Source organism: Mucilaginibacter celer, from assembly GCF_003576455.2.
Taxonomy (GTDB): domain Bacteria; phylum Bacteroidota; class Bacteroidia; order Sphingobacteriales; family Sphingobacteriaceae; genus Mucilaginibacter; species Mucilaginibacter celer.
Map to the genome: position 1 here is coordinate 6,132,001 of NZ_CP032869.1, position 13,203 is coordinate 6,145,203.

Below are 13,203 nucleotides of genomic sequence, written 5' to 3' on the forward strand. Positions count from 1 at the left end.
CAGTACACGCCATGATCTCCATAATAACAGCCGCTTACAATTGCGCCGCCTATATTGCCGATACCATCCGCTCGGTACAAAACCAAACGGTTGGTGATTGGGAGATGATTATTATTGATGATAACTCGACGGATGATACGCTGAGCATTATTAAAGCCGAAGCTGCTGCCGATAGCCGGATTAAATATTTGGTTAATGAAAGCAACCTCGGTCCGGCAAAAACCCGCAACCGGGGCATTGAACTGGCGGCGGGTAAATACCTTGCTTTTTTGGATGGGGATGATTTGTGGCTGCCCGGCTTTATCGAAACCTCGTTAAATTTTATGCAGGCGCACAATTATCCTTTTGTTTTTGCCTCGTACAAAAGGGTTGATGAGGAGTTGAATCCTTTGTATACCGATTTTATTGTACCTGAAAAGGTTAATTATCATAGCCTGCTGAAAACCTGCCCTATCTCCTGCCTTACCGCGGTGATGGATATTGAACGCATAGGCAAGTTTTACATGCCCGATATCCAGAAGCGACAAGATTATGGCCTGTGGCTATCTATCCTCAAAAAAATTGATTATGCCTACGGAATTGCCGAGCCGCTGGCCGTATACCGCATCCGCAAAAACTCGGTATCGCGCAATAAATACAAGGCAATGTTGTATGTATGGAAGGTTTACCGCGATGTGGAGAAACTGAATATGGTATACTCGGCCTGGCTGATGGTTAATTATGTGATTAACGGATTAAGAAAATACGCCCGATGAAAAAGATAGTAGTAACCGGCTATACCGGTTTTGTTGGCAGCAATTTAATGCCCTATTTAATAAATGAGGGTTTTGAGGTGATTGGTTTGGGGCGAACAAAACCGGCAGGCCAATCCTTTGCCCAGTTTACTTATGATGAGCTGCCCCAAATTACCGGCTACGATACCATAGTACACCTGGCCGGCAAAGCCCATGACCTGAAAAAAACTGCCGATGACCAGGCGTATTTTGAAGTAAACACCGATCTCACTATCAAGCTTTTTAGCAGTTTTTTACAATCCGAAGCATCTACCTTTATTTATATGAGTAGTGTAAAGGCTGCTGCCGATACGGTAAACGGTATTTTGCTTGAAACCGACAAGCCCGAGCCTAAAACTCCCTACGGCCAATCCAAACTAAAAGCAGAAGAGTTTTTACTGAATGCCGCGCTGCCCGAGGGGAAACGGGTTATTATCCTAAGGCCCTGCATGATCCATGGTCCCGGTAATAAAGGTAACCTGAATCTGCTGTATCAATTTGTAAAAAAAGGAATCCCTTATCCGCTGGCTGCTTTCCAAAATAAGCGCTCATTACTATCCATAAACAACCTCCTGTTTGTTATAAAGGCTATTATAGATAAAAACTATATTGTTAGCGGATGTTATAATGTTGCCGATGATGAACCACTTGCCACATCACAAATCATCGATGTTTTGGCCGCAGCTCAGAATATCAGGCCTAAAAAATGGGCTATCAATGCCGGCCTTATCAAATCAATTGCAAAAACAGGTGATGTGTTGAGGCTCCCGCTCAACTCCGAAAGGCTTAAAAAACTTACCGAAAGCTACCTGGTAAGCAATGACAAAATAAAAGCCGCCATCGGGGTAGACCAAATGCCGCAGAGCGCAACCGATGGGCTTACCTACACCGCTTTAAACTTATAAGTTATGCTGCCTTACCTGCTTATAACACTTATTTTAATTGTGCTGATTAATGCCTACTTCAGTCTCTCGGTACACTATAATATTTTTGATGTGCCCAATCACCGCAGCTCGCACCAGGAAATTACCATTCGGGGGGCGGGTATTATTTTTCCGCTGGCTGTTATAGCGGGTTGGTTATTTTTTGGCGATGTGCCGGTATGGTTAATGGCCGGCTTGCTGCTCATTAGCGTAATTAGCTTTGTTGATGATTTAATGCCCCTTAGCGCGGTTTTACGTTTGGCGGTTCATCTGGCAGCGGTTTCGATGATGCTTTATGCGTTGGATGTTTATAACACCTGGCCGTTATGGATGGTTATTGCCGGCTACATTGCCATCATCGGCACCATTAACGGGTTTAATTTTATGGATGGCATTAACGGCATTACCGGCATTTATTGCTCGGTGGCTTTAATCACGATGTTGTACATTAATTATTTTATCAGCCTGTTTGCCGCCTGGCACCTCATAATTTGTTTGCTGATAGCCTGCCTTATTTTCCTGTTTTACAATTTCAGGAAAAAGGCGAGGTGCTTTGCCGGTGATGTAGGCAGTATCAGTATTGCCTTTATACTGATAGCACTCACCATTATGCTGCTTAACAAAACACATAATTTTAAATACCTGTTTTTATTTGGAGTTTATGGTACCGATGTGGTTTTAACCATTATAAAAAGGCTAAGACTTGGGCAAAACATTATGCAGGCGCACCGGCTGCACCTGTACCAGTTGATGGTGCATGAGCGGGGCTACACACACCGGCAAGTGGCCTTAATTTATGGCGGAATACAACTATTAGTTAATTTATTTTTGGCCTGCACACATCTGCATTTCTACGTTTACCTGTTAATTATAACAGCCTGTTTAAGTGCCCTGTATTTAATTTTACAACGCAACCTTAAGTTAAAGATGGCATAATATTAACTTGTTACACGCTGATTTTGAGGGGTTTTATTGACCGAAATGCTGTAATATTCCTTTTACAATTAATGCTGAATTAATTATAGCTTATCATTTGGTTTCTACTTTCGTTATGGATTACAAGCGTCCTTATCACAAATCGATCTTGTAATCCGCGTTAACAATATCACACTGCTGTTATCCTGTCATGCTAAAATTTTTACGGAAGGCGCGTACTGTTCCGCGCTGGATAGTGCTTTTTATTGACCTGTTTATAGCGTCAATCGCTTTCACTGCGGCCTGTGTGCTTATTAAACAAATAGGCCTGGTACCGATAGATAAGCAAGAGTTTTTGATGATGTGCGAAGTTTATCTCGCTGTCACTTTCGGCGTGTTTTTTTTAATGCGCATCCACACCGGGCTTATCAGGTTTACCAATTCGCAGGATATGCTGCGGATTTTTATAGCGGTTTTAATTTGTAATGTGGTATCCGGCGCTGTTTACGCCCTTGCTTTCAGCATTAAAGAGTTTACCGTTAACAAAGTGATCCTGCTGCTTATCATCAATTTCTCTATTAAAAGTTCGCTCATGATTTTTTTGCGTACTGCCGTGCGCAGTATGTACTACTATATCAAGTACCATTCATCCGCCAGTAAAAAATCGGTACTCATCTACGCTACCAATCATAATTCGCTGCTGCTGAAACAAGCGTTGGAGGCCAGCAAAACGGGCAATTTTTATATAGCCGGTTTTGTAGAGATTGATAACCCCAAAATAAACAAGTTTATTGAGCAGCGTAAGGTATACCCCCTTGCCGAACTTGACAGGGTTGCCCGCCGCATGAATGTGGAGCGCCTTATTATCCCCGATGAAAAGCTGGATAGCCAGATTAAGCAGCAACTGATTGAACGCTGCCTGCAGGCCGGTATCAAAATATCATCGGTACCCCCATCAGATCAATGGTTTTCGGACGAGAGCCTGCCGAGGCAAATTAAGGATCTGAAAATTGAAGATCTGTTATCACGCAAGCCTATCGTTATCAATAACCAAAAAATTCATGGCGAACTGAGCGGCAAACGCATCCTGATTACCGGTGCTGCCGGATCAATAGGTTCAGAAATTATGCGCCAGGTGCTGCGCTTTGAGCCTGCCATGCTCATCCTTTGTGATCAATCCGAATCGCCCCTGCATGATTTGGGGCTGGAAGTTGAAGAGCTTGCACCCAACTGTACCGTAAAATTATTTATTGCCGACGTGCGCAACTATAAACGCATGCGGGCAATGTTTAAGGAGTTCAGGCCCGAAATTATATTCCATGCGGCAGCTTACAAGCACGTACCCCTGATGGAGGATAACCCTGCCGAGGCCATCCAGACCAATGTAGGCGGCACCAAAAACCTGGCCGACCTGGCCGTTTATTTCGATGCCGATAAGTTTGTAATGATCTCGACGGATAAGGCGGTTAACCCTACCAATATCATGGGTGCATCAAAACGCATTGCCGAAATTTATATCCAATCGCTTAATGAGGCCATTACCCACGGGCGCGATCATTTAAATACGGTTGATGGTTTATTAGCCGCCCCGGCTACCGCTAACACCAAATTTATCACCACGCGCTTTGGTAATGTTTTGGGTTCCAACGGATCGGTGATCCCGAGGTTTAAGGCGCAGATTAAAAAAGGCGGACCGGTTACCGTAACCCACCCCGAAATAACCCGCTATTTCATGACCATACCCGAGGCTGTGCAACTGGTGCTGGAAGCCGGCGTAACCGAGCAGGGCGGAAAAATATTTGTGTTTGACATGGGCGAACCGGTGAAGATAAGCGACATGGCCAAAAAAATGATCAGGCTGGCAGGCTTCACCCCCGGTGCCGAAATTGAAATTGTATACACCGGTTTAAGGCCTGGCGAAAAGCTGTACGAAGAACTACTGAACAACGAAGAGCTTACCCAACCAACCCATCACGAAAAAATTAAAGTAGCCAACGTACGCACTTACGATTATAAGGATGTAGTGGCCGATGTGGAAAAGCTACTGCAACTGGTGCAACGCGATGACGAGGAGGAGATTGTGAAAAAGATGAAACAAATGGTACCCGAATACCTGAGCAACAACTCATACTACCAAAAACTTGATAAAGAACCTATATAGTATTAAAACATAAAAAAAGATAATGAAAACATTTGCACTAAACCTGTTCCTTTTACTCATGATTTGCGCTTCGGCCGTACACGCGCAGGATCAGCCGGCTGCCGGGCGCGACAGCCTGTACAAGAACGCCGATTTTGAAAGGCTTACCTCGAGGGTGTTCTCGCTCAACAGCACCACGCCGCAAACCGGCATCCTGGTTGATTTTTCAAAAAAACCGGTTATCAAAGGTTCGATACCTGTTTACCAGGGCAACATGTCGATGCTGTTTGTTGAGGCAGCGGTAACCTCTAATAATGATTTTATCCCGCTGTTTGAAAAAGGAAAATGGGCCACCAACGCCTCAGGCAACCTGGCCTATACCCTGTTTTTAAACCGCGATACCAAATATGAAAGTTCGGCAGTAAGCAACGCTGCTTATACCCAGCCATCAAGCGTGATGTGGGCATGGTTAACTGCCAAAGGTGGTTACAATTTTCAGAGCTACCTGTTTTTTTTGGATAACGGCGCCAGCAATGTTGAAAGCCAGATTTCGCGTAAAAACTATAACAGCCTGTTTGGCCAGTTAACCGGCGGTTTTTATTTAACGCCGTTTAAAGGCACGGGCATGTCGTGGTTAAATATTACCGGTAACCTGGGTTTTGAGTACAGGCAAAATGATAATAATTACCTGGCTATGCAAACGGTTATTGTACGCTCGTATGATAAAATCACCTCAACCAAAAGCAGCGAAGCGCTTGAGGCCACCAGCGAGGAAACATCGGCAAAAAAAGGGTTATTTATAAAAGCTAATACAACAAGTGCCCTTTATAATGTTACTTTTTTAATCAGCCCCGATAAATACACATTCGGTCTTAATTTTTACGGTAAAACCAGGCTTACCGAAGCATTGAAATCAACTGATATCGGTTTTGGTATCAATATCCCGGTTCAGCGCACGGTACAAAACGAGCGCCGCACGCTGGTTAACCTAAGCCTTAACTACGAGGTGCCGGATATCAGCAATAAATTAAATAAAAATGCGAGGTTTTCTGATAAAGGTTTATTGGGCTTAACTGTTGCTATTCCTGTTTATACTTTAAGCTACGGTAAATAAAATGCACGGCATCAGTAAAAGTAAACATGAGCATTTAATTGAATCATTGCTCCTGCTTGAAAAATTACTTGCGGAAGAACAGGCCATTATAAAGCGGGCAAACGCCGAGCTGAACGGAAACGGGGCCGACATTGCCGATTACAGCGGCGAGCATAAACTGGCTGCCGTTTACCGCGAAGAACTTGACCAGATCTATACGCAATACAATACCATTTTGGTATCGCTTGCCGAGGTTATTGAACGTTATGATAAACTGTTTAACCACGTGCGCCTGGAATACGTGAGTAAAAAACTAAAAGAGTTAAAGCGCAAAGTGAGCGCCGGCGAGGTGCGGTTTGACCTGCTGAAGGACAATATCCACACCGCCTACGGAATTTCCGACTGACCATATCACTATAAGCACCTGCAATGCATGTCCCGTTCGGCGCTTGGCCGGCGGGATTTTTTTGTTTGACAAGCAGAAGATTGTAGCGTGTTGGGTATAATATGTTAGCTCAATCTATAAAATGATATAAAAATACCACCTCGCCGCTGAAGGCCGGTTTGCGCTGATCTTTTATTTCCATTTCGATAGCCATGGTAGCCTTGATTACGCCGCGCAGGTTTAATAAGCCTGCCAGTTTCACTTTTAAGCGTACTTCGCTGTTAACCAGTGCGGGCTGGGCAAAGCGCAGGCTTTCGATACCGTAGTTAATTTCCATTTTCAGGTTTTCGATCTTTACAATCTCTTTCCACAGGTATGGGGTAAGCGACAGTGTAAGGTATCCATGCGCGATGGTGGTTTTAAACGGACTATCGGTTTTAGCTCTTTCCTCATCCGTGTGGATCCATTGATGATCCAAAGTGGCATCGGCAAACTTGTTGATCTGCTCCTGGGTAATGGTATGCCATGATGAGGTACCCAATTCTTCGCCTACATGCTGTTCAAATTCCTGGAAACTTTTTATAACTATCATATCGGTATTTAATAACCGGCCACACGCAGCGGCCTTAAATTTTGAAGGCGCAAAGGTATCAAATTAATCGTTATCATTCACCTAATAAAGCTTTTAGGCTTTCAAGGGTGTCGGCTTCTTCCTTGGGTTTATCATGCCGCCAGCGCAAGATCCGCGGGAAACGCAGCGCTATGCCCGATTTATGCCGGCTTGACTTATTGATACCCTCAAAGCCTATTTCAAAAACCAGCTCGGGCTTTACGGTACGTACGGGACCGAATTTTTCGATGGTATTGCGTTTGATAAAATAATCAACCTTATTGATCTCGGCATCGGTAAGGCCCGAGTAGGCTTTGGCAAAGGGAACCAGCTTATCGCCGTCCCAAACGGCAAAGGTATAATCGGTATACAGGTCGGCCCGGCGGCCGTGACCTTTTTGGGCATAGATCATCACGGCATCAACAGATAGCGGGTCGATCTTCCATTTCCACCAGTCGCCCCGGCGGCGGCCCACCTGGTAGGCAGCGCTTTTCCGTTTCAGCATAATGCCTTCGGCAATCATAGCGCGCGATTGTTCGCGAATTTTCCCCAACTCCTCCCAGCTATCAAATTTAATTAATGCCGAAATCCGGAAAACTTCGGAATAAGCCGTTACCGACTGCAGACGCTCCAGCACCTCACGACGTTCTGATTGTGTTTTATAGCGGATATCCTCGCCCGCGTATTCCAGGCAATCATAAGCAATAACAGCTACCGGGCTTTCTTCCAGTATTTTTTTGCTGAGGTTTTTCCTGCCGATGCGGGTTTGCAGCACATTGAAGGGCATGGGTAAACCATGTTGAAAACTGAGGATCTCGCCATCTATCACGGTACCATCGGGCAGGGCGTTTAAAAATGGATGCAATTCGGGGAATTTTTCGGTGGCGAGGTCTTCGCCGCGGCTCCAGATAAAAATTTCGCCGCCGCGCTTTATCATTTGCGCGCGGATGCCGTCCCATTTCCACTCGGCTTGCCAATCGGCGGCGTCACCTAAAGCTATCCCTACTTCGGCGGGTGTTTTTTGTTTTTCGGATGTTTCCTGTATGGGATAGGCCAAAAAGAAGGGGTAGGGGCGGGAAATATTGGCCGCCTCGTCCTGCTCTTCCATCAGTTGCGTAAACTGGTAAGTTTCGGGTAGCCAGCTGCCCATAATACGGTGCGTGAGCACGGCGGCTTCCAGGCCAGAAATATCGGCCAGGGCCTTGATCACCAGGTTTTGCGATACCCCAACCCTAAAGCTACCGGTAAGCAGTTTGTTAAATACAAAACGTTCCTGCGTATCCAGCATAGCCCAGCTTTGTATCAGCCACTCTTTTTTCTCTTCCTCGCTTTTATCGTACAGGGTGTTGATTTCGGCTATCCATTCGGTAAGGGTTTTGCTGCTGCTTTGATTGCTTTGGGGCATGAGCAGGGCCATGGTTTCGGCCAGATCGCCCACCACGTGATAGCTTTCTTCAAAAAGCCAGGCCGGAATATTGGAGGCCTCAATAGCCCAGTTACGTACCAGGGTTGAATTGATAGGCCTTCGCGGACGCCTGCCGGTAAACAGGGCCAGCATGTGCATTTTATCAGTATCGGGTACGGCGTTGAAATAATCTTTCAGCACCTTAACCTTTTCGTTGGTTTTATTGGTTTCATCAAGAGAGAGGAAGAGTTGGGCGAATGCTTTCATAAAGCCGGGCCTCCAGCCTCACCTAAATCCTCTCCAAAGGAGAGGCCTTTATTTGCATTTTCAACCTGGGTTCCAGGCTCCCTCTTCTCGGGAGAGGGCTCGGGTGAGGCCTCTTCTTCCTCCCCTCCATACAACGTATGCACTTCTTTCGCATTAAAACCAATCTCATTCAAATATCTTGTAAACGTAGCGGTATAGCCGTGAGTTAAATAAACACACTCGCAGCCTGTGGCATCAATGGCGCTGATGAGGCCGTCCCAATCGGCATGGTCTGATAGTACAAAACCCCTGTCGGCAGCGCGGCGGCGCTTGGCTCCCCGAATGGCCATCCATCCCGAGCAGTAACCAAAACTATAAGGCTGAAACTTACGCATCCAGGGTGTGCCTACTGATGATGGTGGTGCTATGATAATACCTTTTCGCACTTCCTCTTTTATGCTTTCGGGCGTGATTCTTTCGGTAGGATTAAGTTGCACCCCGTTGCGGCGCAGGGCCTCGTTGGTGTTTTCGATAACGCCATGGGTATAAACCTTGCCGTTAAACAGATCGAGGTTTTGGAGGATGCGTTGCGCCTTGCCCAGCGAGTAACCCACCAACACAGTTGCCAGGCCATTGTGCAGATTACTGCGCCACCAGTTATTGATCTCGATAAAAGTTTGCACCTGCGGCTTCCATTGGTACACCGGCATGCCAAAGGTGCATTCGGATATAAAGTGATGGCATTTAACCGGCTCGAAAGGTGTGGAAATTCCGTCGTCCTCCACCTTATAATCGCCGGATACTACCCAAACCTCGCCTTTGTATTCCACCCTGATCTGCGCCGAGCCAATTACGTGCCCTGCTGGATATAAGGAGATGGTTACACCATTTTTCATCACCGTTTCGGCATATTCAACCGTTTGCAGGTTGATTTCGCCCAGGCGGTATAGCAAAACCTCGCGTGAGAGATGATGGGCCAGGTAACGCTTATGCCCTACATAAGCATGATCGGCATGGGCGTGGGTTATTACAGCGTCATCCACAGGTTTCCATGGGTCGATATAAAATTTGCCTTTGGCACAGTAAATGCCCCTGTCGGTAAATTCAAGCAATGGTTTATTGGCCATGGTATATAAACTATTGATGTGCAAATTGGTTTGCCCCCCGGCCCCCTAAAGGGGGAGTTTGGATGGCGGGTGAGTAAATTATCCCGTCCGGCAAATCTCCCCTCAAATCAACCTTTTTTATAAATATAAATATTCAACCTATTGTTGCTATCTTAACTTGCAGCAAATAACCTCTGATGAAAGCAAACCTCATTTTATTGCTGTCGGTATTCTCCCTATCCGCGGCAGCGCAAAAAAATAACTTGCGCAAACAGGTTGATGTCAAAGCCGATGCCCTGCAAAGCCAGGTAGTTACCTGGCGACGCGATTTTCATGAACATCCGGAATTGGGTAATCATGAAGTGCGTACTTCGGGCATCATTGCCAAACACCTGCAATCGCTGGGGATAGAGATACAAACCGGTGTGGCAACAACAGGCGTAGTAGGCATTTTAAAAGGAGGTCATCCGGGACCGGTTGTTGCTCTAAGGGCCGATATGGATGGCCTGCCGGTTATTGAGCGTGTTGATGTTCCGTTTGCATCCAAAGTAAAAACAACCTATAACGGGCAGGAAGTTGGCGTGATGCATGCCTGCGGACACGATTCGCACATGGCTATCCTGATGGCCGTGGCGCAGGTGCTATCATCTATGAAGGCTGATTTACATGGCACCGTAAAATTCATTTTTCAACCCGCCGAAGAGGGTGTGGAACCCGGCCAGAAAGGCGGCGCCGAGCAAATGGTGAAGGAAGGCGTATTGGAAAACCCAAAGGTTGATGCCATATTTGGCCTGCATATCAACTCGCAAACCGAAGTGGGTAAAATTACCTATCGGCAGGGCGGGATCATGGCGGGGGTTAATGATATGCAGATCATTGTTAAAGGCCGGTCGGCGCATGGTGCTTATCCATGGTCGAGCGTGGATCCTATCGTGGTGTCGGCCCAGATCATTAATAACCTGCAAACCATTGTAAGCCGCAATATCAATATTACCGAAAACCCGGCTGTGGTTACCATCGGGGCTATAAAGGGCGGCAACCGATCAAACATTATTCCGGAAACGGTGGAGATGCTGGGCACCCTGCGCGCATTTACCCCGGCCGACGAGAAGACGCTGGTTGAAAAGGTAACTGCGATTGCCACCAAAACGGCCGAAGCCCAGGGCGCTACCGCTACAGTAAAAATACCTTACAGTAACCACTACCCGGTAACGTTCAACAATCCCGACCTTACCCAGCAAATGCTGCCCAGCCTGCAGCGCACGGCTGGGACGGCTAACGTGCTGTTACGCCCGCCGGTAACCGGGGCCGAAGATTTTAGCTTTTACCAGGAAAAAGTACCGGGCTTATTTATATTTTTAGGCGGGATGCCCAAAGGCGCCGACCCGGTCAGGGCACCATCGCACCATACACCCGATTTTTATATTGATGAAAGCGGATTTGTGCTGGGCGTGAAAGCTTTATGCAATTTGACCATCGACTACATGGAAACCAAAACTAATCATAAATGAAATATCTTTTTACAGCAGTAATGCTGCTTAGCCTCGGTTGCGGGCAAAATGCTAAAAACACCAATGCAGCCAAATCAACAACCGATACTGTTAAAGCCCTGGTTATCACCAAAGCCGATACCAACGGCGAGTATATCGACTGGTATAAGGTTAAGCTAAACGGTAACTTGCCAATGCTATCCAGCTTTAAAGCCTCGGGCAAGGAACTCGGCAAGCCCGATAGCGTTGTTACACCCAGGTATGAAGATGTGAGTGTTTCGTTTTTTAATGGCAAAACCTTTAAATATGTGTATTATAAAGGGCTTCAGTTTGAAACCGAAAACGATAGCCTGGCCTTTAGCCGCGTTGATTTCAGCAAAAATCCCAAGCTATTTTTAACCACTGATAAAATTAAGCTGAGCCCTGCTACAACGCTGGATGAGTTTAAAAAGCTTTTCCCAAAATCGGCAAATGAAGCTTTACATGGTACGGATATGGATAAACGCGCTTCGTTTAGGCTTAATGTTGCCAAAGGCAATACTGATGATGCCTGGATCCTTGAGTTTGATACCGTGAGCGGAAAGCTGCTGAGCGTTGATTACTTCATACCTGATTGATGGGAGAACGTGTAGGGAATCACTTTTTAAAACACGAGGCTCTTATGGAGCCAGGAAACACCTTTTGTTTTTGCTATAAACACGTTACCCCTACGGATGTTTTTTTATAACTCCGGTAGGAGGTATCGTGTTTATAGCAATATGTTAAAGATTGGAATTGGCTCCATAGGAGCCCCGTGTTATCCGGATTATTTTAAAAGCAATTTTCCTTTTAGCGCGAGCGCTGAACAGTAACAATCAAAAAGTTATTTGTATATTGAACGGCCTTTAATATAACATGGAACACGGATTAAATAAGATCATGAAAAAGCATTTACTCCCCCTGATATGCCTCTGCATGCTTATTGCTGGTAAAACCTTTGCAAGCCCAATTTTACCTGCCGATACCGTTGTTAAGTTAAAACCCGAAGTTAAACAGATCATCGAAAAAGTGATTAAAGCATCGGGCACGTTCAGTATTGATGAAGTGTCTGATCTGTACGCCCCAAATGCTGTTGTTGCCGATGAGCAGCCGCCTTTTTCATGGAATGGTCAGCTGGCAGGTGTGCAATGGATTAACTCGGTTGAAAAAGCTGTTAAAGATTTTAAGATAAAAGATTTTAAGGTTGATCTGCAGCGCATCAAAACTTTTCAGCAAACCGAAGAGATTGTTTACCTCGTGGCCCCGGTTGAATACACCGGCACCGTAAACGGCGAACATTTTGAAGAGCAGGGCGCTTTTTCATTTGTGCTGCGCGTGGTAAGCGGCAAATGGCTCATTAAAAGCCAGGCCTGGATTCCGCGTAACGGGATGTAATGCCTTTACACTAATATATACCGCTGTAATAACAGCAAAATAATATGCCTGAATTTATCACATTTAGTGTATTTGACGATGCCCCGGCTGCCTGGCAGTTCACCGGGTTATTGGACGAAAACGACATCGAATACCAAAGTGAAGAAAGTGCCATTTCTGCTGATGTAGACCGGTATAACAATAAAATACCTGCTGTTAAATACATAGTAAAAATAAAACCCGATGATTTTATTCGCGCCGCCGAACTGTTAAAAAACAGCGAAGAGGAAGGCCTTGAACAAGACACCCAGCTGTTTGAGTTTACCGATGCGGAACTGATGGAAATACTTGAAAGACCCGACGAGTGGCGCATATCCGATTACAATAATGCCCGCGAGCAGCTTGCCGAACGTGGCGTTGACGTGAGCGACAATGTTATGGCCAGGCTTAAAAGAGATCGGGAAATTGCATTGGCAGCCTACAAAGAATCGCAGAAGGGATGGATAACAGCCGGTTATATATTAGCGTTTGCGGGTGGCTTGTTAGGTTTAGTGATTGGCTGGCGCCTTGCATTTCAGAAAAGAGCCTTACCTGATGGCTGGCGGGTTTATGAATACAATGAAGGCGACCGGAAGCATGGCGAGCTGATACTTCTTATTTCATTTATGATGTCACTTTTTACGGTTATCTATGAAGTGATGACCGCAATTTCAAAAGCTAATTGA

At 45.8% G+C, this 13,203-nt stretch carries 13 protein-coding genes; 10 read left to right on the forward strand and 3 right to left on the reverse strand.

Annotated elements, in window-relative coordinates; translation table 11 throughout:
• Window positions 1-11 precede the first annotated feature (11 nt).
• The 6 genes from HYN43_RS25510 to HYN43_RS25535 all read left to right on the forward strand — a co-directional run bounded on the left by HYN43_RS25510 (window position 12) and on the right by HYN43_RS25535 (window position 6,250).
• On the forward strand, window positions 12-755 hold the full coding sequence (locus tag HYN43_RS25510; protein WP_119406709.1) for a glycosyltransferase family 2 protein: 744 nt from the start codon (window positions 12-14) through the stop codon (window positions 753-755).
• Entirely contained in the window at window positions 752-1,678 is a 927-nt protein-coding gene (locus HYN43_RS25515; RefSeq protein ID WP_119406710.1) for an NAD-dependent epimerase/dehydratase family protein, read from the forward strand. Before HYN43_RS25510 ends, HYN43_RS25515 begins: the two co-directional genes overlap by 4 nt.
• Before the next feature lie 3 nt (window positions 1,679-1,681).
• Window positions 1,682-2,632 (forward strand): MraY family glycosyltransferase, encoded by a 951-nt coding sequence (locus HYN43_RS25520; RefSeq protein ID WP_119406711.1) that lies wholly within the window; start codon window positions 1,682-1,684, stop codon window positions 2,630-2,632.
• Between the two features lie 190 nt (window positions 2,633-2,822).
• Window positions 2,823-4,772, forward strand: coding sequence for a polysaccharide biosynthesis protein (locus HYN43_RS25525; protein WP_119406712.1), 1,950 nt, complete (start codon window positions 2,823-2,825; stop codon window positions 4,770-4,772).
• Window positions 4,773-4,794: 22 nt separating this feature from the next.
• On the forward strand, window positions 4,795-5,865 hold the full coding sequence (locus HYN43_RS25530; protein WP_119406713.1) for a hypothetical protein: 1,071 nt from the start codon (window positions 4,795-4,797) through the stop codon (window positions 5,863-5,865).
• Window position 5,866: 1 nt separating this feature from the next.
• Window positions 5,867-6,250, forward strand: coding sequence for a hypothetical protein (locus tag HYN43_RS25535; protein WP_119406714.1), 384 nt, complete (start codon window positions 5,867-5,869; stop codon window positions 6,248-6,250).
• 109 nt (window positions 6,251-6,359) lie between these two features.
• On the opposite strand, the gene HYN43_RS25540 is transcribed toward HYN43_RS25535, so the two are convergent.
• From HYN43_RS25540 to HYN43_RS25550, 3 genes are all read right to left on the reverse strand, one after another.
• Complete coding sequence (locus tag HYN43_RS25540; protein WP_119406715.1) at window positions 6,360-6,821, reverse strand: MaoC family dehydratase; 462 nt, start codon at window positions 6,819-6,821, stop codon at window positions 6,360-6,362.
• A 73-nt stretch (window positions 6,822-6,894) separates the two neighbouring features.
• Window positions 6,895-8,511, reverse strand: a complete 1,617-nt coding sequence (locus HYN43_RS25545; RefSeq protein WP_119406716.1) for an ATP-dependent DNA ligase — start codon at window positions 8,509-8,511, stop codon at window positions 6,895-6,897.
• Window positions 8,508-9,617 (reverse strand): ligase-associated DNA damage response exonuclease, encoded by a 1,110-nt coding sequence (locus HYN43_RS25550; RefSeq protein WP_119406717.1) that lies wholly within the window; start codon window positions 9,615-9,617, stop codon window positions 8,508-8,510. Before HYN43_RS25550 ends, HYN43_RS25545 begins: the two co-directional genes overlap by 4 nt.
• A 176-nt stretch (window positions 9,618-9,793) precedes the next feature.
• Here HYN43_RS25550 and HYN43_RS25555 point away from each other — a divergent pair, with 176 nt between their 5' ends.
• The 4 genes from HYN43_RS25555 to HYN43_RS25570 all read left to right on the forward strand — a co-directional run bounded on the left by HYN43_RS25555 (window position 9,794) and on the right by HYN43_RS25570 (window position 13,203).
• Window positions 9,794-11,107, forward strand: coding sequence for an amidohydrolase (locus tag HYN43_RS25555; protein WP_119406718.1), 1,314 nt, complete (start codon window positions 9,794-9,796; stop codon window positions 11,105-11,107).
• A complete protein-coding gene (locus HYN43_RS25560) occupies window positions 11,104-11,703 on the forward strand; it encodes a hypothetical protein (protein ID WP_119406719.1) in 600 nt (199 codons plus the stop codon). The genes HYN43_RS25555 and HYN43_RS25560 overlap by 4 nt, the downstream gene beginning before the upstream one ends.
• A 301-nt stretch (window positions 11,704-12,004) precedes the next feature.
• Window positions 12,005-12,499, forward strand: a complete 495-nt coding sequence (locus HYN43_RS25565) for a nuclear transport factor 2 family protein (RefSeq protein ID WP_162996630.1) — start codon at window positions 12,005-12,007, stop codon at window positions 12,497-12,499.
• 44 nt (window positions 12,500-12,543) lie between these two features.
• The gene (locus HYN43_RS25570) at window positions 12,544-13,203 is read left to right on the forward strand and encodes a hypothetical protein (RefSeq protein ID WP_119406721.1); all 660 of its coding nucleotides are present in this window, start codon (window positions 12,544-12,546) and stop codon (window positions 13,201-13,203) included.

Coding starts and splice junctions, on each gene's coding strand:
- HYN43_RS25565 (WP_162996630.1), top strand. CDS start 12,005: ATGAAAAAGCATTTACTCCCCCTGATATGCCTCTGCATGCTTATTGCT.
- HYN43_RS25515 (WP_119406710.1), top strand. CDS start 752: ATGAAAAAGATAGTAGTAACCGGCTATACCGGTTTTGTTGGCAGCAAT.
- HYN43_RS25560 (WP_119406719.1), top strand. CDS start 11,104: ATGAAATATCTTTTTACAGCAGTAATGCTGCTTAGCCTCGGTTGCGGG.
- HYN43_RS25555 (WP_119406718.1), top strand. CDS start 9,794: ATGAAAGCAAACCTCATTTTATTGCTGTCGGTATTCTCCCTATCCGCG.
- HYN43_RS25540 (WP_119406715.1), bottom strand. CDS start 6,821: ATGATAGTTATAAAAAGTTTCCAGGAATTTGAACAGCATGTAGGCGAA.
- HYN43_RS25545 (WP_119406716.1), bottom strand. CDS start 8,511: ATGAAAGCATTCGCCCAACTCTTCCTCTCTCTTGATGAAACCAATAAA.
- HYN43_RS25550 (WP_119406717.1), bottom strand. CDS start 9,617: ATGGCCAATAAACCATTGCTTGAATTTACCGACAGGGGCATTTACTGT.
- HYN43_RS25535 (WP_119406714.1), top strand. CDS start 5,867: ATGCACGGCATCAGTAAAAGTAAACATGAGCATTTAATTGAATCATTG.
- HYN43_RS25510 (WP_119406709.1), top strand. CDS start 12: ATGATCTCCATAATAACAGCCGCTTACAATTGCGCCGCCTATATTGCC.
- HYN43_RS25525 (WP_119406712.1), top strand. CDS start 2,823: ATGCTAAAATTTTTACGGAAGGCGCGTACTGTTCCGCGCTGGATAGTG.
- HYN43_RS25570 (WP_119406721.1), top strand. CDS start 12,544: ATGCCTGAATTTATCACATTTAGTGTATTTGACGATGCCCCGGCTGCC.
- HYN43_RS25520 (WP_119406711.1), top strand. CDS start 1,682: ATGCTGCCTTACCTGCTTATAACACTTATTTTAATTGTGCTGATTAAT.
- HYN43_RS25530 (WP_119406713.1), top strand. CDS start 4,795: ATGAAAACATTTGCACTAAACCTGTTCCTTTTACTCATGATTTGCGCT.